The following is a 20,723-nucleotide window of genomic DNA, read 5'->3' as shown; positions in this document are numbered from 1 at the left end:
GCCAGCACACCCGCGCTCGATGGGCAATGGCGGCCCCGCGCCGGTCGACGACCTTCGGCTACTCTGGGCACACACCACGAGCAGGGAGGGCGACGTGATCGACACACTGATCTCCCTGTGGCGCGCCTCACTCGCCGCGCTCGGCATCCTCGCCGTCCCCGAGCTGACGTCGGCCGGCGCACTCGTGACGGTGACCGTGCTCGTCGCGGCGACCCTCGTCCTCCTCGTCGCCTCCGTCGTCGTCGCCCCGCGTCGCGTCGGCGGAGCCCGCCGGCATCCCACGCGCGACGACGAACGCGCAGCCCCCCTCACCCAGAGCGACCCCGACGCCGACGGGCACATCCGCCGGCGCGGTCCGAGCGCAGCGGCCTCGGCCGCGTAGCCCACCCGTCGGGAAGACCCCGGCATCCTTCGCGGCCGATCAGCCCCTGATCGCCTCGACCGATGGATGCCTCATGGACCTCACCTCGCTGCCCCTCATCTCGACCCTCGTCTCCCTCACCTACGACGGCCTCATGGCCGTCACGTCGCTCATCGCCCCCGTCTCGGGCCACGCCTCCGCGGCCGTCGCGGTCGCGCTCGTGACCCTCGTCGTCCGGGCCGGACTGATCCCGCTCGGCGTCGCGAGCGCACGAGCCGAACAGCTGCGCTCCCGCCTCGCCCCGCGCCTGCGCGACCTCCAGAAGCGGCACCGCCGCGACCCCGAACGCCTGCAGCGGGAGACGATGGCGCTCTACCGCGCCGAAGGCGCGTCGCCGTTCACCGGATGTCTGCCCGTGCTCGCTCAGGCCCCGGTGCTCGGGCTGCTGTACACCGTCTTCATCCACTCCTCAATCGCCGGGCGGCCCAACGCCCTCCTCGACGAGACCTTGCTCGGGGTCCCGCTGGGGGCGAGCCTGGCCGGTGAGATCGTCCAGGGGACGGCCGGCGCCGGGACCGCGATCGTCTTCGCCGTGATCATCGCGGTGATCGCCGCCGTCGCGGAGGCGACGCGGCGGCTGCTTCCGGTCCCGACATCCGCCGACGGGCCGCAGGTTCCGGGGGGAGCGCTGGGAGCTCTGCAGTACACCACGGCGGTCATCGCGGCCTTCGTGCCGCTCGCCGCAGCGATCTACCTCGCCGTGACCGTCGTCTGGACGCTCGGACAGCGGCTCGTGCTGCGGCGTCGCTACCCGCTCGCATCCCCGTGACCGGCGCGCGCCGGCCGGATCGAGAACTCGACCGGCCGAGTTTTCGCCGCACGGCGCCGCGTCTCGGTATGTTGAGGGCACGACGACGGCGGAGGTGGCACGATGACGACGCGAACACGCACCGGTGCGGCGGTCCTGGCGATCGCGGCGGTGCTCGCACTCGCGGGATGCGCGAGCGGCGCCCCGACGGAGAGCTACCCGGGCGGCCCCGCGGGGGGACACGGCGAGGAGACCGGCGGGACAGAGCTCACCGGCGAGCCCGAGGCGTTCTACCTCGAGAACGCCGGCGCGATCGCGGTCGTCCTGTGGGGGAGCAGCAGCTGCCCCACCGTCGGAGAGCGCATGATCGTCGAAGAGCGCGCGGGAGCAGGAAACGCGGTCCGCGTCGAGACGCGCGAGGTGCCCGAGCAGACGCCCTGCACGCTCGACCTCGTGCCGCACACGACCGTGTTCGCGACACCCGGTTCGGTGAAGACGACCGAACCTCTCACGATCCGCATCGACGACACCGAGCTCACCCTCGTCGATGAGGTCCACGAGTAGGGCCCCCCGCGCTCGCGCGCGAGGGGCCGCTCGAACCCGCTCTGGGCGGGTGCGCTCTCACCCGGCGTGCGTGTCGGGCTCGACGATCGGGTCGTCTGCGTTCGCGGCGGCGGCGTCCGGCTGCGCGCCGGGAGCTCCGAGGTCGGCGTCTGCCCGGACGAGCTTCTCGATCTCGGCCCCGGTGGCCTGATCGACGGCTTTCCAGTACGCGAACGCCCGCTCGAGCACGTCGCCCGTGACGCCGCCGAGAAGGTGCCCCGCGACCGTCTTCACGAACGCGGCGCGCTGCTCGTCGTTCCACACGTCGCGCACGAGCGCGCCCGGCTGCGAGAAGTCGTCGTCGTCCGGCCGTAGCGTGTACGCCTCGCGGACCATCGCGCCGTCGACCTCCCAGCCCGGGTCGACCTCGCCCACGTTGTCGGCGTATCCGCGGCCGAACGAGTTCGGTGCGTACACCGGGGCATCCCCCGTGTGCTCGTACGCCATCGGGCCGTCCTTCGTGTAGGTGTTCACCTCGACATGCGGACGGTTGACCGGCAGCTGCAGGTAGTTCGCGCCGATGCGGTGGCGGTGCGTGTCGGCATAGGCGAACGCGCGGCCGAGCAGCATCTTGTCGGGGGAGAACCCGATGCCCGGGACGAGCGCCGACGGCTCGAAGGCGGCCTGCTCGATCTCGGCGAAGAAATTCGCGGGGTTCCGGTTGAGGGTCATCGTTCCGACCTTGACCAGCGGGTAGTCGGCGTGCGGCCAGATCTTGGTCAGATCGAACGGATTGATCCGGTACGTCTTCGCATCCTCGTACGGCATGAGCTGCACCGAGAGGGTCCACCGCGGGTAGTCGCCGCGCTCGATTGCGTCCCACAGGTCGCGACGGTGGAAGTCGGCGTCCTCGCCGGCGATGCGGGTCGCGTCGGCGTCTTCCAGACCCTCCACGCCCTGGTCGCTGTGGAAGTGGTACTTCACCCAGTGCTTCTCACCTGCCGCATTCACCCAGAGGTAGGTGTGCGACCCGTAGCCGTTCATGTGACGGTAGGTGCGCGGGATGCCGCGGTCGCCCATGAGGTAGGTGACCTGGTGCGCGGACTCGGGGTTCAGCGTCCAGAAATCCCACTGCATGTTGTTATCGCGCAGGCCATTGCCGCCGCGCCGCTTCTGCGAGCGGATGAAGTGGGGGAACTTCATGGCGTCGCGGATGAAGAAGATCGGCGTGTTGTTGCCGACGAGGTCGTAGTTGCCCTCGTCGGTGTAGAACTTCAGCGCGAATCCGCGCGGGTCGCGCCACGTGTCGGGGGACCCCTGCTCGCCCGCGACCGTCGAGAAGCGGGCGAGCATCTCCGTCGTCGCTCCCGGTTGAAACAGGGATGCCTTCGTGTACGCCGACACGTCCTCGGTGGTCTCGAAGACGCCGAACGCGCCCGAGCCCTTCGCATGGACGTTCCGCTCGGGGACGCGTTCGCGGTTGAAATGCGCCATCTGGTTCACGAAGTGGACATCGTGAAGGAGGATCGGGCCGTCCGCGCCGACCGTCAGGGAGTTGCGGTCGCTCGGGGCCGGCGAACCGGTGTCGGTCGTCGAGCCGAGATCGGCCTCGACGGAGGGAGCGGTCTTGATGGATTCGCCGTCGGTGGGCTCAGGGAGATCAGGCATAGCGCCAGGCTACGGAGCGATCGCGGCGAGGACCACCCCCCCTTGCGTCGTGCTCGGCGCGATCGTCCTCGGTGTCAGAACCGGGGGGATCGGCCTGGGTCTGTGGGGCGTGTTCGGCACGCTCGTGCTCGTCTTCATCTTCCGGCTGCCGCCCGGGTCGCCTCCGGTCGACGCGTTCTTCATCGTCATCGCCGTCATCACGGCGGCGGCAGCCATGCAGGCGGCCGGCGGCATCGACTACCTCGTGTCGATCGCGTCGAAGATCATCCAGGCGAACCCCAAGCGCCTCACCTACGTCGCGCCGCTCGTCGCCTTCGCGTTCACGGCGCTCTCGGGCACCTCGAACATCTTCTTCGCGCTCATCCCCGTCATCTACGAGACGGCCTACCGCAACGGGCAGCGCCCCGAGCGCTCGCTCGCAGCGTCCACCGTCACGAGCGCTCTCGGCATCACGTCCAGCCCGGTCTCTGCGGCTATGGCGGCCTACCTCGTGCTCGCCTCGCCGCTGGGCTTCGGTCTCACATCGATCCTTCTCATCACCGTCCCCGCGGCGATCGTCGCGTGCATCGCGACCTCGTTCATCCAGCAGCGGATCGGCAAGGAGCTGCTCGACGACCCCGTGTACCTCAAGCACGTCGAGGACGGCACGGTGGAGATGACCCCCGTGCTCGTCGCCGAGAAGAAGGCGCGCGAGGACGCGATCGCGGGCGGTGCGAGCCCCGCGGATGCCGCGAAGCAGGCGCGCAAGCAGACACGCAGTTCGATCGCCACGGAGAAGATCACCCAGGACGTCCCGAAGAACGGCCGCGTCTCGGCCGCGATCTTCGTCGCGGCGATCCTCGCGGTCGTCGTCATGGGGTTCTTCCCGAACCTCCGCCCCGCCTTCCCCGACGCGAACGGCGACCTGCAACCGATCGGTATGTCGACCGTCATCCAGCTGTTCATGTTCTCGGCGGCGCTCATCATCATGCTGGTGTGCAAGGTGAAGTCCGGCGACGTGATGAAGCAGTCGCTCCTGGCCTCGGGCTTCGTCGCGGCCGTGGCCCTCTTCGGCATCGCCTGGATGGCATCCACCTTCATCAACGCCAACCAGGAGACGATCGTCGAGCCCCTCGGCGGTCTCGTTCAGACCGCGCCGATCCTCCTCGCCGTCGCTCTGTTCCTCATGGCGGGCCTCACGACGAGCCAGTCGGCGACGACCAACACGATCATCCCCATCGCGATCGGTGCCGGCATGCCGATCGGCGTCATCACCGCGATGTGGCCGTCGCTCGTCGGCGTCTGGTTCTTCCCCGCGAACGGCTCGCAGATCGCCGCCGTCGAGACCGACCTCACGGGGTCGACCCACCTCACCTCCGTGCCGATCTGGCACTCCTTCACGATCCCCATGCTCGTCTCGTGGGTGTCGGTCGTCGCCGCGGGCCTTGTCATCCAGTTGTTCGTGCGCTGAATCGCGGGCGCCGACCAGCGTGCCCGGGAAAGGAAGACCCCATGTCCACCGCAGAAGAGATCACCGCCGCGACGAAGGCGATGATGCCCGACGTCCTCGCCCGGCACGCGACCCTCGTCGGCATCCGTTCGATCGCCTTCCCGGGCTTTCCCGAGCAGCCCGTGCACGACATGGCGCAGGCCGTGATCGACATGCTGAAGGATGCCGGAGCAGACAACGCCCGGCTGCAGGAGATCCCCGGGGGCTACCCCGCCGTCGTCGCCGAGATCCCGGGACCGGAAGGGTCTCCGACCGTGCTTCTGTATGCGCACTACGACGTGCAGCCCGCCGCCGAGGACCAGGGGTGGACGAGCGACCCGTGGACGGCGACGACGAAGGACGACGGCCGCATCTACGGGCGCGGCGCCGCCGATGACAAGTCGGGCCTCGCGATGCACTACGCGACGATCGCGCAGCTCGCGAAAAACCCGCCGTGCTCGATCCAGGTGCTCGTCGAGGGTGAGGAGGAGACGATCTCGCACCTCGAGGAGTTCGTCGAGCACAACCCCGACCGGTTCCGCTTCGACGTTGCCGTCATCGCCGACGTCGGCCCGCAGGCGGTCAACCGCCCGGCGCTGACGACCGCGATGCGCGGCGACGTGTCGTGCACGATCACCGTCTCGACGCTCTCCGCCCCCGTCCACTCGGGCCTGTTCGGCGGGGCCGCGCCCGACGCCATGACCGCGATGATCCGCATTCTCGACACGCTGCACGACGGGAACGGCGACACCGTCATCCCCGGCGTCGACAGCGGCACGTGGCCGGGCGCCGACATGGACGAGGCGATCTACCGGCAGGGATCGGCGATCCTCGACGGCGTCGACTACCTCGGCACGGGAACGATCAGCGACCGCGTCTGGGCACGGCCGTCGGTCACCGTCATCGGCATGGACGTGCCGAACACCGTCGAGGGCGGGAACGTGCTCATCCCATCGGTGAAGGCGCGGCTGTCGCTGCGCATCGCCCCCGGTGCCGACCCCGAGGGCCAGCTGGCGGCGCTCATGTCGTACCTCGAGACCCAGACGCCCTGGAACTGCAAGGTCGAGGTCGAGCGCGTGAAGGCCGGGAGCAACTTCCAGGCCGACACGTCCGCACCCGCGATCGGGGATGCCGAGGCCGCGCTCGCCGAGATCTACGGGAAAGACGTCGAGCAGATCGGCTCGGGCGGGTCGATTCCGCTCGTCGCGTCGCTGCTGAAGGCTTCGCCGAAGGCGTCGGTCGTGCTGTGGGGCGTGCAGGACACGGAGCACGCGCGCATCCACGCCTCGGACGAGTCGGTCGACCCGGCGGAGCTCGAACGCATGATCGCGGCGCAGGTGCTGCTGCTCACGCGGCTCGGGGAGAAGACCGGCGAGAAGAACACCGGCGAGAAGAACTGAGGGGCGTTTCGACGCGCTGCGCTCGCTCGATGACGACGGGTGCCCGTCAGCGGGCGGCGTCGATTGTTGCCTGCAGGCGGCTGACGACATCGCCGGAGGACAGGTCGATCACCGTTCCGTCGACGACGAGGATCGGCACGCCCTGCACGACCTGGTGGGTGCCGGCGATCGTCGCCCCGAGCCAATGCTCGTTCGACGCGTTCACCCACGCGGCGAAGCGGCGTGAGGTGACGGCGTCGGAGATGTCGGCGCGGACTCCGGCATCCTTCGCGAAGGCGAGGATGTCGTCGTCGCTCGGGTGGGACGTGCCGTCGGCGAGCGTCTGGTGCTCCTGCAGGATGGCGTAGAAGGCGGGGAGCGCGTCGCCCTCGCCGGCGTCGAGTGCGGCGGCGAGCGCGTTCGCGCCGCGCGTCGACCAGTCGGTCGCGTCGCCGTGCTTACCGCTCACGAAGTTCAGCGGGTGGATCGTGAGGGTCGCCGTGCCGTCGGCGACCGCGTCCGCGATGATGTCACCGGTCGCCGCCTCGAGCATCTGGCAGTACGGGCACGACAGGTCGGTCCACAGCTGGATCGACACGTGTCCCGTCCCCGAGTGGAGTCCGTACTCCGTCGCGCCTGCGGGGGTGGCGGCTGAGGCGGAGGATGCCGGGGGAGTGGTGGGCGCCGGGTCGGACCCCGCGGCGCACCCCGACAGGAGGAGTGTGCCGGCGGCGACGGCGGTCACGAACAGACGGGTGGACGGACGAGCGCGGCGCACGGTGGTCTCCTCGGAAAGCGTCTATTGTGGTCAGACCTCATTTTACGGACGGAGTCTGAGTATCCGCCAGAGATCGCGCGCGTCGCGCGTGCCATGTCGGAGGTGCGTGTCAAGATCGCTCCGTGTCCCGCAGGCGATCGCGCGTTCCTCTCGTGGTGTCGCTCATCGTCGGGGCGACCGTCCTCGTCGCTCTCGCCGTCGGCGCCGTCTTCGTCGTGCCGCAGATCGTCCGCGCCGCGCAGACCGAGGTCGCCGCCGGTCCGACGGAGATTCGCGTCGCGACGACGGGCGCGGCGGGGCAGATCACCGTTGAGGACGGCTGGTCGTACCTCGTCGACCCGTTCGATGCGGCATCCGCGACCGTCCGGAGTCCCGACGGCGAGATGACCGTCGCCTTCACCGTCGTCCGGACGGATGATGCGGAGGCGGCCGTGCGAGAGCGGGCGGGGGGCGCCGTTGCGCCCTTCGACGTCGAGCCGGTCGGCGCTACCCGCGTGCTTCACACGCGCGCCGTCGACGACGACGCGACGGTCGGCGCGGTCGTCGCGGGCGGGGCCGCCGTCCTCTTCGACGCGCGACCGACCACCGGCTACGACGCGGAACTCGCGCTGCTCCTCTCCCACGTCGTCGTCACGTCCGCCGGGGTGACGCCGTGATCGCGCGGCGCGCCGCCGCCGCGCTCGCCGTCGCGGCCATGCTCCTCGGCATCAGCGCGTGCGCTCCCGCGACCGACCCCGGCTGGGAGCCCACCGCGTGGCCGGTGATCGGCACGGTGACGACGGAGCCCGCCTCTGCGGCGGACGCGGCGCCAGGAACCGTCGATCAGCGCCTGCGGAACGACACGGTCGGGATCGACGCCCGCTGGTCCGCCCTTCCCGGCGATCAGCCCATCAACGATGTCATCGAGAAGGCGGTGCGGGATGCCGTCGCGGTGCGGTCGGATGCCTCCGGCGCCGCCTATCGGCCCGAGGCCTTCCCCGCCGGCGCGGGGCTCGCCGAGCGCGGCTGCACGGCGGGTGCGGCGACCGAGCTGGCGGCCGACGTTCTCGGCGACCGCGCCGGCACGGTCGTCGTCTGCGAGGTCACCGTCGCGCGCGGAGCGGTGTTCGCCGAGACCCTCCGCACCGTCATCGGGTCCGCCGGCTTCGTCACCTCCGACTCGGCCGAGACCGTTTACACCGACCTCTCGACGGGTGTCGTCGGCACGGCATCCGACCTCTTCGCCGACGTCCCGGCGCTCTGGACCGAGATGGTCGACGTGTTGCGTCGTGACGCGGGAGCCTGTCGCTCGAGAGCGTGCAGCCGCCGGATGCCGATCAGGTCGCCGCGGCCCTCGCCGGAGAGCTCGGGCGCGCGCGCTTCGCGGACGGCGCCGTGTCGGTGCCGGTGCCCGCGGGCCTGAGCGCCCCCGAACTCGACGGACTCGTCCGCTGGAACGCGCGGGGCACCGATCGCGCGCTGTTCGTGGAGTTCACCCCAGACGAGATCTCACCGGTGCTCACCGATCTCGGACGCGCCGTGGCGACGGCATCCGGACCCTTCACAGGCCCCACGAGCGCAGGCGCCGGGTTCGAGCGGACGCCGTGCGACCTCGTCCCGCGCATGGCGATGACCCTCGACGACGGACCCTCGACGCTGACCCCGGCGTTCCTCGACGTGCTCCGCGACCAGCACTCGGCGGCGACGTTCTTCATGCTCGGCAAGAACGCGCAGAACCACCCCGACACCGTCGCGCGCGTCGCCGCCGAGGGGCACGAGATCGGCAACCACACCTGGGATCACCCATACCTCACCGACCTCACCGACACGCAGATCCAGGCGCAGCTCGGGAACACGCGTGCTCTGCTCGAACGGCTGTCGGGGCAGCCGATCCCGTTCTTCCGGCCGCCCGGCGGATACGTCGACGACCACGTCGTGGCGCTCGCCGGGCAGAGCGCGATCCTCTGGAGCGTCGACACGCGCGACTGGGCGGGCCCGGACGCGGAGTCGCTGAAGCGCTACGCGATCGACCGCCCGAATCCCCAGACGATCATGCTCATGCACGACATCCAGCCGGTCACTGAGAGCGTCTTCGCCGACGTGGTGGCGGGTCTGCGCGATCGGGGCTTCTCCCTCGTCACGGTCGACGCGCTGTTCGACGGTCATGTGCCGCCGGGCATCGTGCGGCACGGCCCGCTCGACTGAGGGCAGGTACCCCGCGGAGGTCAGTGAGCTGCGTCGTAGGCCTCGAGCACGGAGGCCGGCACGCGCCCGCGCTCGGAGAGCTCGTACCCGTTCTCGGCCGCCCACGCGCGGACCGGCGCGTAGTCGCGCTGGCCGGCGCGCTTCTGCTTGCGGCCGCCGCCACCCGCCGACCCGGTGCGCGTGCCACCGCCGGCCGGCCGCGCCGACACCGACCGCCCCGCGGCGACGTAGGGAGCGAGCGCGGCGCGCAGCGCCTCGGCGTTCTCGTCGGTGAGGTCGATCTCGTACGCCGTCCCGTCGAGCGAGAACAGCACGGTCTCACCCGAGCCGACCTCCAACACGGTGCCGTCGAGGTCGTCCACGAGCTGATGCACGATTCTGCGAGCCATGGCCAGAGCCTACTGACGCGGGCGCGGCTAGGGGAGAAGGCCGGCGCGGCGCGCCTTCGTGACCGCGGCGTGCCGGGTCGCGGCGTCGAGCTTCGCCATCGCCGCCTGCAGGTACGACTTCACCGTGCCTTCGCGCAGCGTCAGGTGCGCGGCGATCTCGGCATTGGTCTGCCCCAGCGCCGCGCACGCGAGCACATCCGTCTCGCGCGGCGAGAGGCGCACGTCGAGGGCCGCCTCGGGTTCCGCGCGGTCGTGCGACAGCGTCGCGAGGCGCTCTTCGATCGCCTCGAGGCGTCGACGGATGCCGGCATCCGCCACTTCTGCGCCGATCCGGCGCAGCTCGGCGTATGCCTCGCGCAGCTCTTCGCGCGATGCTGCGTCGAGGCCCGGGGCGGGGGCCGCGGGGGCGAGTCGGCTCACGCGACGTGATACCTCGTCGTTGACGCGCAGCTCGGTCGCAAGGTCGGCGGCGACCTGGAGCGCTGCGCGTGCGGTCTGCTCGCCGAAGGCGGTCTGCGCCCACGAGCCGCAGTACAGCACGCCGCGCGGAAGCCCCGCGACGAGCACCGGCACGGCGAACAGCGTCGCGATGCCTTCGCCGAGGACGGCGCGGTCGTAGTCGTGGGTGATGTTGCGCGATGACCGGTAGTCGAGGGCGAGGCGCGGACGCCGCTCGACGAACGCCCGTCCGCCGAGGCCGCGCGTCGGCTCGACCACGAGGGTCGAGAGGTGCCCTGTGCGGTTGCCGACGACAGAGGTCACATCGATCGCGCCCGACTGCTCGTACCCGCCGAACGCGACGGGCAGTCCCGTGCGCGTCGCGAGGTCGCCGACCGCGCGCGTCAGGAGATCGGCTTCGGAGGCGACGCCAGAAGGTGCCATCCCACTACCCACTTCCGGGGGTGACGACTGCGTCACCCGGTTTCGTAGCGTCGACGTTACCACGCGCCCGGACGACGTCGACCGGGCGTCCGGGCGCACGCCCGACCCCCCATGAGGCAAGGAGGCCACATGTCAGGATCGTCCACCGATGCCCGTCCCTCGGGCGGCATCGACTACGTCGCGGTCGAGAGATCGCCCGAGTACGTCGAGCTGAAAAGGCGGCATCGCAGCTTCGTCTGGCCGCTCACCATCGCGTTCCTCGTCTGGTACTTCACCTACGTGCTGCTCTCGTCGTTCGCCGGCGAGTTCATGTCGACGCCGGTGTGGGGCCTCATCAACGTGGGTCTGCTGATGGGTCTCGGCCAATTCGTCACGACCTTCGCCATCACGATGTGGTACGTCTCCTACGCGAACAGGCGAGTGGACCCGCTGTCGGCGAAGATCCGTGAAGAGCTCGAGGAACTGGAGCCGAGCGCATGAGCGCGTTGACGCAGTCCGTATGGGATGCCGCCGCGGCGGCCGTCGACACCGTCGAGAACAACCCGGTGCTCAACATCTCGATCTTCGGCGCCTTCGTCGCGGTGACGCTCTTCATCGTCATCCGCGCGAGCCGCAACAACAAGACGGCGGCCGACTACTACGCGGCCGATCGATCCTTCACCGGCCCGCAGAACGGCTTCGCGATCTCGGGCGACTACCTCTCCGCGGCATCCTTCCTCGGAATCGTCGGCGCGATCGCGATCAACGGCTACGACGGGTTCCTCTACTCCATCGGCTTCCTCGTCGCGTGGCTCGTCGCGCTGCTGCTCGTCGCCGAGCTCATGCGCAACACCGGCAAGTTCACGATGGCCGACGTCCTCTCCTTCCGTCTCAAGGAGCGGCCCGTGCGCATGGCGGCGGCCATCACGACCCTCGCCGTCTGCTTCTTCTACCTGCTCGCGCAGATGGCCGGCGCCGGCGGACTCGTCTCGCTGCTGCTCGGCATCCACGAGCAGATCGGTCAGTCCGTCGTCGTCGCCGTCGTCGGGCTCCTCATGATCGTGTACGTCCTCATCGGCGGCATGAAGGGCACCACCTGGGTGCAGATCGTGAAGGCGTTCCTCCTCATCGGCGGTGCGGTCGTCATGACCATCTGGGTGCTCGCGCTCAACGGCTTCAGCCTCAACACGCTGCTCGAAAACGCCGTCGCCGCATCGACGTCGACCCCCAAGGAGGCGATCCTCGAGCCGGGTCTGCAGTACGGAAAGAACCCGTGGGACTTCGTGTCGCTCGCGACGGCGCTCGTCCTCGGCACGGCTGGCCTCCCGCACGTGCTGATGCGCTTCTACACCGTGCCCACCGCCAAGGAAGCACGTCGCTCGGTCGTGTGGGCGATCTGGCTCATCGGGCTCTTCTACCTGCTCACCCTCGTCCTCGGCTACGGTGCGGGTTACCTCGTCGGCCCCGACACGATCAAGAACGCGCCCGGGGGCGTGAACTCCGCAGCACCGCTGCTGGCGTTCGAGCTCGGCGGGCCGCTCCTGCTCGGGTTCATCTCCGCCGTCGCATTCGCGACGATCCTCGCGGTCGTCGCCGGTCTCACGATCACGGCGGCAGCCTCGTTCGCCCACGACATCTATGCGAACGTCGTGAAGAAGGGGAACGTCCCGCCGGACGGCGAGGTCAAGGTCGCCCGTCGCACCGTGATCGTCATCGGCATCCTGGCGATCCTCGGCGGCATCGGCGTGCAGGGGCAGAACGTCGCGTTCCTCGTCGCGCTGGCCTTCGCGGTCGCCGCCTCGGCGAACCTGCCGACGATCCTCTACTCGCTGTACTGGCGGAAGTTCACGACCCGTGGCGCGGTGTGGAGCATGTACGGGGGCCTCGCCGCCGCCATCATCCTCATCGTCCTCTCGCCCGTGTTCTGGGGCACCGAGACGAGCGTGTTCAAGAACGTCGGCACGGCGATCTGGCCGCTGAACAACCCCGGCATCGTCTCGATCCCGCTCGGGTTCTTCCTCGGCTGGCTCGGATCGGTGACCTCCCGCACGGCGGAAGACCCGGAGAAGGCGGCCGAGATGGAGGTGCGCTCGCTCACGGGCTACGGCGCCGAGAAGGCGGTCGACCACTGAGATGCCGGTGATGACGCGCTGACGCGACGTCACGGCGTGAGGACGCGGCGGCCCCGGGCATTCCTTCCTGTCGCAAGGAGGTGCGCCCGGGGCCGCTCGCTCGTCGCGGCCGGCCTACACGGCCCGCGACGTCTGTGTCGCCGGCGCCCCCGGCGAGGACGAGGCCTCTGTCACCCGCGCCTCCAGATCGAGCAGGTGGCGCTTGCGCTCGGGATGCCCGCCGTAGTCGCCGATCGAGCCGTCGCTGCGCACCACGCGGTGCGCGGGAACGATGATCGAGATCGGGGTGCGCGCGCAGGCGGTCCCCACGGCACGGTTCGCGCCGGGAGACCCGGCGGCGATCGCGACCTCGGCGTACGAGGCGACCTCGCCGTAGGGGATCTCGCACACCGCGTCGAGCGCGGCGCGGACGAACCCGCCCACGCGCAGGTCGAGGGGCACCTCGAACCGGCGGCGGATCCCGGCGAAGTACTCGTCGAGCTGTGTGCGGACGGATGCCGTGGCGTCGGCATCCGGCTCGGGCGCCGTGCGCAGCGCGAGCGCGGCCCGTTCGAGCGCGCCTTCGGCCGCGCCCGCGTGGTCCTCGAGGATCTCGAGGACGGCGAGGCCCGCGTCGGTGACGACGACGAGGGCCTCGCCGATCGGTGTCGGGTGCACCGAGTATGCGGCCGAGGGGGAGGGGAGTGCGGACATGGCTCCCATGATGTCGCGCCGCTCCGATGCGAGGCGCCCGCGCCGGGCGATCTGTGGACGAATCGGCGAATCCGCCGCCTGGGGAGGAGTCGATGGCAACGCGGCTCTGGGGGCGCGTGCGCCTCAATAGCGCAAAACCCGGCGGACTAACGAGATTCTCGCGCCGGTCGCGCCTAGGGTGTCGAGTGTGTGGCGAGCGAACGGTGGCGCCGTGCGCGGCGTGAACGATGCCGAGCACGAGTACTCGGTGACCCCGGCCGACCTCGATCTGTCCGAGCCGGGGGTCGTGGTGACCCATGTCGCCCGCGCCGAGCGTGCGCGATTGCGCGAGGAGGCCGGACAGTTGGGCGGGCCGTCGACGCTCCTGCACTACACGGATGCCGGTGACGCCGGCATCGACATCACGAAGGCGCACCCGGGGAGTCTCCCGCAGTTCATCACCGGACGACCCACGCTCCTCTCCAACCTGTTCCGCGACGAGGTCGCCCTCCTCGCCGCGCGGCGCGCCGCCGAGCGGATCGCGGCGAAAGACGTGGAGCTGCGCACCGCGCGGGGGCTCGACACCGTGCACCTCGCCGTCGGGATCGCGGGCTGGAAGATCGGCGGGGCGCCGTTCTCCGCGCCCGTGTTGCTACGACCCCTCATCATCCGGCGCCACCACCTCGACTTCGACCTGCGCCTGCACGGCTCCTTCACGATCAACCCCGAGCTCGTCGTGGCGGCGCGCACCCACTTCGGCATCGCCCTCGACGGACGTGCGCTCGCCGAGCTCGCGCACGAGGACGGCGTCTTCAAGCCGCAGCCGGTCATCGACCACCTGCGCGCGCTGACGGCCCACATCGACACCTTCACGGTGCATCCGCGCCTCGTGGTCTCGACGTTCGCCGACGCCGCCTCCGAGATGGTGCGCGACGCCGACGACCGGGACCACCCGATCCTGAACGCGCTCGCCGGGCACGCGACCGATCGGGAGGAGCTCGCGCGGCTGCGCCCCCTCTCGCCGCTCGTCGGCGCCGACGACCGGCCCCCGGCATCCGACCGACTGCTGCTCGACGCCGACGCCGAGCAGGAGGCGGTGCTCGCCCGCATCCTCGCCGGGCAGTCGCTGACGGTGCAGACCCTCCCCGGGACCGGCGGCACGCAGACCGTCATCAACGCGGTCGGCGAGCTCGTCCGCGCGGGAAAGCGCGTGCTGGTCGTCAGCGCGCGCCGCTCGACCCTCGAGGGCGTGCGGCACCGTCTCGCGGGGATCGGCCTGCCGGCGCTCGCCGTCTCGCCGACGCAGCTGCACCGAGACCTCATCCGTGCGATCGGACGCAACGAGAAGGCCGAGCAACCGAAGGTCGCCGACGTCGACGACGCGCTCGTGCGCCTCCGGACCGTTCTGCGCGACTACCGCGACGCGCTGACCGGCCGGCACGCCCAGCTCGGCATCTCGCCGATCGAGGCGCTCCGCACGCTCACGACGATCACGAGCCACGACCCGCAGCCGGCCGCCGAGACCCGTTTCGACCTGCGCACCCTGCAGACGCTCGCCCATCGGCGCACCGAAGCCGCCGAGCTCCTCGCGACCGCGGCGACGCTCGGAGAGTTCCGCTTCGGGCCGGACGACTCGCCGTGGTATGCCGTCGCGTTCGAGACGACGCAGCAGGCGACCGACGCGCACGCCCTCGCGCAGCGACTGCACCGGAGCGAAGTCCCCGGCATCCTGGAACGCGGCTATGAGCTCATCGCGCAGACCCGCATGCGGCCCTTCACGACCGTCGCCGAGCTCGGCGCCTACATCCGGCTGCTGCAGGGCATTCGGGCCTCGCTCGACCGGTTCAGCATGACGGTCTTCGAGCGCCCGCTGCAGGAGCTCATCACCGCGCACGCCGCGCGGCGGGACGCCCCGGACATGTCGGGGGCGCAGCGCCGGCGCCTCAAGAACCTCTCGCGCGAGTACGTCCGCCCCGGCATGCACATCTCCGACATGCACGAGTCCCTCCTGCGCGTGCAGCAGCAGCGCGCGACGTGGCAGCAGCTCGTCGACCCGGGCGTGCTCCCCGAGGTGCCGATCGGCCTCGACGACGTCGCGACGGCGTGGCAGCGCGTCGACGCCGACCTCGCCTCGCTCGACGCGGCGCTCGGCCGCACGCAGCCGCTCGCGTCGCTCCCGATCCCGCATCTGCTCCGCACCCTCGCGGGCCTCGCCGCCGAGTCGGAGGTGTTCGACAATCTCGTCGAGCGCGCCGAGCTCCGCAGCCGCCTCGCCGAGCTCGGACTCGACGGCCTCCTCACCGAGCTGTCGGTGCGTCACGTCCCCGAGAGCGAGGTCGCGGCGGAGTTCGAGTTCGCGTGGTGGCAGTCGGCGCTCGAGGCGATGCTCCGCACCGACCGCGCGCTGCTGGGTGCGAACACCTCGGTCGTCGACCGTCTCGAACGCGACTTCCGCCTCGTCGACGAGGCCCACGCCGGGTCGGCCGGTCCGCTCCTGGCCGCCGAGCTCGCGACGCAGTGGAAGATCGCGGTCGTCGACGAGGCGCACGAGGTCGGTGCCCTGAAGCACGCCCTCCGCGCCGGCGTCGCGACCCCCGCGGAAATCGTTCACGCGGCCCCCGCGCTCGTCCGCACCCTCGCGCCGGTGTGGCTCGCCTCGCCCTACGAGGTGCCGGCGATCCCGCTCGACGCGGCCTTCGACGTCGTCGTGATCGCGGATGCCGCGGCGCTCTGCCTCGCCGAGGCCGCGCCCGCTCTCCGGCGCGCGCACCAGGTCGTCGCCTTCGGCGACCCCGTGACGCAGAAGCCCACTCCCTTCCGGGTCGCCTCTGGCGCCCCGCAGCCGGGCGACGAGCCCGAAGTGGACTTCGACGACGTGAGCGTCTTCGAGCGCCTCGCCGAGCTCGTGCCCTCCGAGACGCTCACGCGCAGCTACCGGGCCGGCGGGGAGGACCTCGCCGAGCTCGTCAACTCCGCCTTCTACGACGGGCGGCTCGTGTCGCTCCCGTGGGCCGGCTCATATCTCGGGCGCGGCAGCCTCAGCGTCGACTACGTCGAGGGCGGGCACGGAACGCCCGACCCCGTCACCGGCGCGGTGGAGAGCCCGGATGCCGAGGTCGCCCGCGTCGTGACGCTCGTCGTCGAACACGCCGTCAACCGACCCACCGAGTCGCTCATGGTGGTCACGGCATCCACCCGTCATGCCGAGCGTGTGCGCGCGGCCGTTTCCGCCGCTTTCGCGGGACGCGCCGACGTCGCCGACTTCGTGGGGCGGGACACGGCGGAACCCTTCGCCGTGCTCGGGCTCGAGGAGTCGGTCGCCGAGAGCCGCGACCGCGTCGTCTTCTCGCTCGGGTTCGGCCTCACGAAGCACGGACGCGTCCTCAGCGACTTCGGCGACCTCTCCGGCGAGGACGGGGAGCGGCTCCTCACGGTCGGCATGACGCGCGCGCGCCGGTCGATGGTGATCGTCTCGTCGATCCGCCCGTCGAGCTTCGACGAGAGCCGGCTCGCGTCGGGCGCGTCGCGACTCATGTCGATCCTCGGCGGCATCGCCGCCCGGGCGCGCGAGGCGCGGCTCGAAGACCTCGCCGACCCGCTCACCCTCTCGCTCGCCCGGCATCTGCGCGCGCGCGGTGTCGCGGTCGACGTCGACTACCGCGGCCAGCTGCCGATCGTCGCCCAGTACCGCGGCAAGGCCGTCGTCGCCGAAAGCGACTCGGACACGGCGCACGACACGCTGCGCGAGACCCTGCGCCTGCGCCCGCAGGTGCTCCGCCGGCTCGGCTGGCACTACATCCGCGTGCACGCGTTCGACCTCTACAGCGACCCGGCGGGCGTCGCGGAGCGGATCGCGGCGATCCTCGGGGTGCCGCCGGAGGCGCCGACCGCCGAGACGCAGACGCAGCCGATCGATGTCGTCGAGTGACGAGCCGGTTGCCGAGTCGTCGCCGGGCGCTCCGTCCCCGGGCGCTCCGCGCCAGCGGGTCGTGCGGGTACGCGGTGCACGGCGCGCGCAGCTGACGCCGGTGCCGGGGACCGACCCCGACCCGGAGATGCCGGGCTCGTCCGGGACTGCGGACGGCGCTGCGGCCTCTGCCGGAGGCGAGGGCGGCGCGTCGGGCCCGAACGACGAGCGGATGCGCCGCGACGTTCCGCCGCACTACTGATGTGGGGCGTTTCGACTCGCGGCGGAGCCGCTCGCTCAACGACCGGGGAGTGGGCGTTGGTGCGGCTCGCGGGGCGGCCGGGGGCGTGGTGCAGCTGATCCGGTCGTTGAGCGAGCGCAGCGAGTCGAAACGTGGTGGGGCGTTTCGACTCGCGGCGGAGCCGCTCGCTCAACGACCGGGGGCGTGGTGCGGCCGGGGGTGTGGTGCGGCTGATCCGGTCGTTGAGCGAGCGCAGCGAGTCGAAACGGCGTTACTTCGCCGCGGGCGGTGTCGCGGCGGGCGCGTCGTCGAGGAGCTTCCGGTCCTGCAGCAGATCGCGGATCTGGACGAGCAGCTCCTGCTCGGTGGGGAGCTTCGCCTCTTCCTCTTCGGAGATGCCGGCCTTCGCGGCCTGGATCTCCTTCCACTTGTTCATCGGGTAGACGAACACGAAGTAGACGACGGCAGCGGTCACGATGAAGGTGATGATCGCCGTGATGAGGTTGCCGACGGGGAAGGTCACCTCGCCGTAGAGACCCGGCACCGTGAAGCCGATGTTGCCGCTGGCATCCGCCTTCATGAACAGGGCGAGGATCGGGTTGATGATCGATTCGACGACCGAGTTGACGAGCGCGGTGAACGCGGCGCCGATGACGACCGCGACCGCGAGGTCGATGACGTTGCCGCGCATGATGAAGTCTTTGAAGCCCTTGAGCATTCGAGCCCCCTCCTTGCCGGCAACGGTGCGCCGGTTACGATCCCGACGGTGCGGGTGAGGCCTTTGCCTCAGACTTCGATGATGGCGAAGTTGTCGCGCCGCCGCCAGAGGAATCGCCGGATACCGCGCTCTTCCGCGAATCGGTGCGGTAGAAGCCCGAGCCGTTGAAGGTGACGCCCACCGACCCGTACTGCTTGCGCAGTGCGCCTCCGCAGACGGGGCACTCGGTGAGCGAGGCGTCGCTGAAGGACTGGACGGCGTCGAAGGCGTGGCCGCACTGCGTGCAGGCGTAGGCGTAGGTGGGCATCGGAGTCCTCGAGGGTTCGGTCAGCGCCGCTGCGGCGCGAGGGTAAGGGTTCGGGTGGGCGTGACGACGCCGGTGACGGGCTGGTCGTGGAGGTCTCGGGGCACCTCGTCGACGAGCTCGGAGTCGAAGATGACGGCGTAGACGGGCGGGCACTGCTCCATCGAGCCGATGGTCTTGTCGAAGTAGCCGCGGCCCCAGCCGAGTCGCATGCCGGTGCGATCGACGGCGGCGGCGGGGATGACGAGGAGGTCGACGTCGTTGACGGCGAGGGGGCTGAGCACTTCGCCGACCGGCTCGGGGGCGCCGAAGACGCCCTCCGCGATCTCGCCCTCCGGGTCAGCGAGGGCCCAGTCGAGCAGGCCGTCGGTGCGGGTGATCGGAAGGAGAACCCGGATGCCGCGAGCGACCGCGTCGACGATGAACGCGTGCGTTCCGGGTTCGGTCGGCGTCGACAGGAAGCACGAGATCGACCGGGCGCCGACGGCATCCACGAGGGCGTCGAGTTGCGTTTTGACACCCTCCGCGGCCTCCGCGCGGGCGGCATCGGATCGCTGCTGGCGACGCTCGCGAAGGTCGGCGCGGAGCGCCCGTTTCGCGTCGTCGATGGCATCGGGCATGGTCCGATTGTAGGTGCACCTCGATGGCCCGGCCCCGTTCGGACGGGCGATGTCGGCGTGCGCCGGTAGGCTGTGCCCATGACGACGCGCATCAAGGCTGTGATCCCCGCCGCCGGGCTCGGCACCCGCTTCCTTCCCGCGACGAAGGCGATGCCGAAGGAGATGCTGCCTGTCGTGGACAAGCCGGCGATCCAGTACGTCGTCGAAGAGGCCGTCGGCGCAGGGGCGGACGACATCCTCATCATCCTGGGGCGCAACAAGAACAACATCTCGAACCACTTCGACTCGGTTCCCGAGCTCGAATCGAATCTCACCAACAAGGGCGACCTCGAGAAGCTGCAGCGTGTGCAGGCCTCGACCGAACTCGCCGACATCCACTTCGTGCGGCAGGGCGAGCCCAAAGGCCTCGGTCACGCCGTGCTGCGGGCGAAGCACCATGTCGGGGACTCGACCTTCGCGGTGCTCCTCGGTGACGACCTGATCGACGAGCGCGACCCGCTGCTCACGACGATGATCGCCGAGAACGAGCGGACGGGGCTCACCGTCATCGCCCTCATGGAGGTCGATCCCGAGCACATCCACATGTACGGCGTCGCGTCGGTCGAGGAGACCGACGACCCCGACGTCGTGAAGGTCACCGGCCTCGTCGAGAAGCCGAAGAAGGAGGACGCCCCCTCCAATTACGCGATCATCGGCCGGTACGTCTTGACGCCGCAGGTGTTCGGCATCCTCGAGCGCACGGAACCCGGCAAGGGCGGCGAGATCCAGCTGACCGACGCCCTGCAGGAGCTCGCCGTCACCGACGGGGTGCTCGGTGTCGTGTTCCGCGGGCGTCGCTATGACACCGGCGATAGGGTGGACTACATCAAGGCCATCGTGCAGCTGGCCGCCGATCGCGACGACCTCGGCCCCGCACTGCGTCCCTGGCTGAAGGAGTTCGCCGAGCAGCTGTGAGGTTGCTCCTGCGGCGCAGGTGAGGGGAAGTCGGTGGTCGATCTGACGGTGCCGCGACAGCACGGGCGCATCGGCATCCGCCTCGTCCGTCAGCGCGACGCGCGGGTCCTGCAGTCCGAGCTCATGTCGAACCGTGCGTGGCTGCGCCCGTGGGAGGCGACGAGCCCCGACGGGCCGGTCTCGTTCGACGTGCGCCTGGGCGTCAAGCGCCTGCTTCAGCAGTATCGCGACGGCGGCGGCGTGCCGTTCGTCATGGAGTACGACGGGCAGGTCGCCGGTCAGCTGAACGTTTGGGGCATGTCGCGCGGCTCCCTCGCGTCGGCGACGATCGGGTATTGGGTGAGCGAGCGCTACGCGGGGCGCGACATCACGCCTACGTCCGTCGCGCTCGCGACCGACGTGTGCTTCCGCGAACTGGGGATCCACCGCATGGAGATCTGCATCCGTCCCGAGAACAAGGCGAGTCTGCGCGTCGTCGAGAAGCTCGGGTTCCGCTACGAGGGGCTGCGGCGGAGATACATCCACATCGCGGGGGATTGGCGCGACCACTACGCGTTCGCGCTCGTCCGCGAAGAGGTTCCGGAGGGCGTCCTGCAGCGCTGGGTGAGCGGTCGTGCTCCCGCGCACGCGGCGACGGTGCCGGTCACAGACCGGCTGCCGGGCTGACGCGATCGGCGCCGACGTCCTCGTCGCGACCTTCACGTTGAACTCGAAGGTCAGACACGCGGGGCGGATG

At 70.6% G+C, this 20,723-nt stretch carries 21 protein-coding genes; 13 read left to right on the top strand and 8 right to left on the bottom strand.

Annotation, left to right across the window (positions count from 1 at the left end):
• The first annotated feature begins 94 nt into the window (after positions 1–94).
• The 3 genes from ACRVYW_RS03420 to ACRVYW_RS03410 all read left to right on the top strand — a co-directional run bounded on the left by ACRVYW_RS03420 (position 95) and on the right by ACRVYW_RS03410 (position 1,733).
• Positions 95–382, top strand: coding sequence for a DUF6412 domain-containing protein (locus ACRVYW_RS03420; protein WP_431801680.1), 288 nt, complete (start codon positions 95–97; stop codon positions 380–382).
• Between the two features lie 73 nt (positions 383–455).
• Positions 456–1,190 carry a YidC/Oxa1 family membrane protein insertase gene (locus ACRVYW_RS03415; protein WP_431801678.1) on the top strand — a complete coding sequence of 245 codons (735 nt, stop codon included), beginning with the start codon at positions 456–458 and terminating at the stop codon, positions 1,188–1,190.
• A gap of 102 nt (positions 1,191–1,292) precedes the next feature.
• Positions 1,293–1,733 carry a hypothetical protein gene (locus ACRVYW_RS03410; RefSeq protein WP_431801676.1) on the top strand — a complete coding sequence of 147 codons (441 nt, stop codon included), beginning with the start codon at positions 1,293–1,295 and terminating at the stop codon, positions 1,731–1,733.
• A 57-nt stretch (positions 1,734–1,790) separates the two neighbouring features.
• Here the strand turns inward: ACRVYW_RS03410 and ACRVYW_RS03405 are convergent, their stop codons facing one another.
• On the bottom strand, positions 1,791–3,380 hold the full coding sequence (locus ACRVYW_RS03405; protein WP_431801674.1) for a catalase: 1,590 nt from the start codon (positions 3,378–3,380) through the stop codon (positions 1,791–1,793).
• A 49-nt stretch (positions 3,381–3,429) separates the two neighbouring features.
• Here ACRVYW_RS03405 and ACRVYW_RS03400 point away from each other — a divergent pair, with 49 nt between their 5' ends.
• Both ACRVYW_RS03400 and ACRVYW_RS03395 read left to right on the top strand, forming a co-directional pair.
• Complete coding sequence (locus ACRVYW_RS03400; protein ID WP_431801672.1) at positions 3,430–4,830, top strand: SLC13 family permease; 1,401 nt, start codon at positions 3,430–3,432, stop codon at positions 4,828–4,830.
• Positions 4,831–4,871: 41 nt separating this feature from the next.
• Positions 4,872–6,248: a M20/M25/M40 family metallo-hydrolase gene (locus ACRVYW_RS03395; RefSeq protein ID WP_431801671.1), complete on the top strand. Its 1,377-nt coding sequence runs from the start codon at positions 4,872–4,874 to the stop codon at positions 6,246–6,248.
• 46 nt (positions 6,249–6,294) lie between these two features.
• On the opposite strand, the gene ACRVYW_RS03390 is transcribed toward ACRVYW_RS03395, so the two are convergent.
• Positions 6,295–7,005, bottom strand: a complete 711-nt coding sequence (locus ACRVYW_RS03390; protein WP_431801669.1) for a DsbA family protein — start codon at positions 7,003–7,005, stop codon at positions 6,295–6,297.
• A 122-nt stretch (positions 7,006–7,127) separates the two neighbouring features.
• Between ACRVYW_RS03390 and ACRVYW_RS03385 the strand changes: the two genes are divergently transcribed.
• From ACRVYW_RS03385 to ACRVYW_RS03375, 3 genes are read left to right on the top strand one after another with little or no spacing between them, the layout of a single operon-like run.
• Positions 7,128–7,661: a hypothetical protein gene (locus tag ACRVYW_RS03385; RefSeq protein WP_431801668.1), complete on the top strand. Its 534-nt coding sequence runs from the start codon at positions 7,128–7,130 to the stop codon at positions 7,659–7,661.
• Positions 7,658–8,407, top strand: coding sequence for a hypothetical protein (locus tag ACRVYW_RS03380; RefSeq protein ID WP_431801666.1), 750 nt, complete (start codon positions 7,658–7,660; stop codon positions 8,405–8,407). The genes ACRVYW_RS03385 and ACRVYW_RS03380 overlap by 4 nt, the downstream gene beginning before the upstream one ends.
• On the top strand, positions 8,302–9,189 hold the full coding sequence (locus ACRVYW_RS03375; protein WP_431801664.1) for a polysaccharide deacetylase family protein: 888 nt from the start codon (positions 8,302–8,304) through the stop codon (positions 9,187–9,189). The genes ACRVYW_RS03380 and ACRVYW_RS03375 overlap by 106 nt, the downstream gene beginning before the upstream one ends.
• Positions 9,190–9,209: 20 nt before the next feature.
• Here ACRVYW_RS03375 and ACRVYW_RS03370 read toward each other — a convergent pair whose 3' ends face one another.
• Together ACRVYW_RS03370 and ACRVYW_RS03365 are read right to left on the bottom strand one after the other, a co-directional pair.
• Positions 9,210–9,578: a histone-like nucleoid-structuring protein Lsr2 gene (locus ACRVYW_RS03370; RefSeq protein WP_431801663.1), complete on the bottom strand. Its 369-nt coding sequence runs from the start codon at positions 9,576–9,578 to the stop codon at positions 9,210–9,212.
• Between the two features lie 27 nt (positions 9,579–9,605).
• Positions 9,606–10,460 (bottom strand): LuxR C-terminal-related transcriptional regulator, encoded by an 855-nt coding sequence (locus tag ACRVYW_RS03365; RefSeq protein WP_431801661.1) that lies wholly within the window; start codon positions 10,458–10,460, stop codon positions 9,606–9,608.
• A 129-nt stretch (positions 10,461–10,589) separates the two neighbouring features.
• Here ACRVYW_RS03365 and ACRVYW_RS03360 point away from each other — a divergent pair, with 129 nt between their 5' ends.
• Together ACRVYW_RS03360 and ACRVYW_RS03355 are read left to right on the top strand one after the other, a co-directional pair.
• Entirely contained in the window at positions 10,590–10,940 is a 351-nt protein-coding gene (locus ACRVYW_RS03360; RefSeq protein WP_431801660.1) for a DUF485 domain-containing protein, read from the top strand.
• Positions 10,937–12,571, top strand: coding sequence for a solute symporter family protein (locus ACRVYW_RS03355; protein ID WP_431801658.1), 1,635 nt, complete (start codon positions 10,937–10,939; stop codon positions 12,569–12,571). Before ACRVYW_RS03360 ends, ACRVYW_RS03355 begins: the two co-directional genes overlap by 4 nt.
• 114 nt (positions 12,572–12,685) lie before the next feature.
• Here ACRVYW_RS03355 and ACRVYW_RS03350 read toward each other — a convergent pair whose 3' ends face one another.
• Positions 12,686–13,264, bottom strand: coding sequence for a methylated-DNA--[protein]-cysteine S-methyltransferase (locus ACRVYW_RS03350; protein ID WP_431801656.1), 579 nt, complete (start codon positions 13,262–13,264; stop codon positions 12,686–12,688).
• Between the two features lie 211 nt (positions 13,265–13,475).
• Between ACRVYW_RS03350 and ACRVYW_RS03345 the strand changes: the two genes are divergently transcribed.
• On the top strand, positions 13,476–17,171 hold the full coding sequence (locus tag ACRVYW_RS03345; RefSeq protein ID WP_431801654.1) for an AAA family ATPase: 3,696 nt from the start codon (positions 13,476–13,478) through the stop codon (positions 17,169–17,171).
• 491 nt (positions 17,172–17,662) lie between these two features.
• Here the strand turns inward: ACRVYW_RS03345 and mscL are convergent, their stop codons facing one another.
• Genes mscL through ACRVYW_RS03330 form a run of 3 tightly spaced genes read right to left on the bottom strand, consistent with a single transcriptional unit; the run spans position 17,663 to position 19,033 of the window.
• Positions 17,663–18,109 carry a large conductance mechanosensitive channel protein MscL gene (mscL, locus tag ACRVYW_RS03340; RefSeq protein WP_431801652.1) on the bottom strand — a complete coding sequence of 149 codons (447 nt, stop codon included), beginning with the start codon at positions 18,107–18,109 and terminating at the stop codon, positions 17,663–17,665.
• Positions 18,110–18,143: 34 nt separating this feature from the next.
• On the bottom strand, positions 18,144–18,416 hold the full coding sequence (locus tag ACRVYW_RS03335) for an FmdB family zinc ribbon protein (RefSeq protein WP_431801651.1): 273 nt from the start codon (positions 18,414–18,416) through the stop codon (positions 18,144–18,146).
• 20 nt (positions 18,417–18,436) lie between these two features.
• On the bottom strand, positions 18,437–19,033 hold the full coding sequence (locus tag ACRVYW_RS03330) for a 5-formyltetrahydrofolate cyclo-ligase (protein WP_431801649.1): 597 nt from the start codon (positions 19,031–19,033) through the stop codon (positions 18,437–18,439).
• Positions 19,034–19,111: 78 nt separating this feature from the next.
• Here ACRVYW_RS03330 and galU point away from each other — a divergent pair, with 78 nt between their 5' ends.
• Both galU and ACRVYW_RS03320 read left to right on the top strand, forming a co-directional pair.
• Entirely contained in the window at positions 19,112–19,987 is an 876-nt protein-coding gene (gene galU, locus ACRVYW_RS03325) for a UTP--glucose-1-phosphate uridylyltransferase GalU (RefSeq protein ID WP_431801647.1), read from the top strand.
• A gap of 33 nt (positions 19,988–20,020) precedes the next feature.
• Positions 20,021–20,653, top strand: a complete 633-nt coding sequence (locus tag ACRVYW_RS03320; protein WP_431801645.1) for a GNAT family N-acetyltransferase — start codon at positions 20,021–20,023, stop codon at positions 20,651–20,653.
• Positions 20,654–20,723: the final 70 nt, after the last annotated feature.

The sequence above is a fragment of the Microbacterium sp. bgisy203 genome (genome assembly GCF_965345155.1).
In the GTDB taxonomy this organism is placed as follows: domain Bacteria; phylum Actinomycetota; class Actinomycetes; order Actinomycetales; family Microbacteriaceae; genus Microbacterium.
This window is presented reverse-complemented; position numbering and strand designations above follow the sequence as displayed.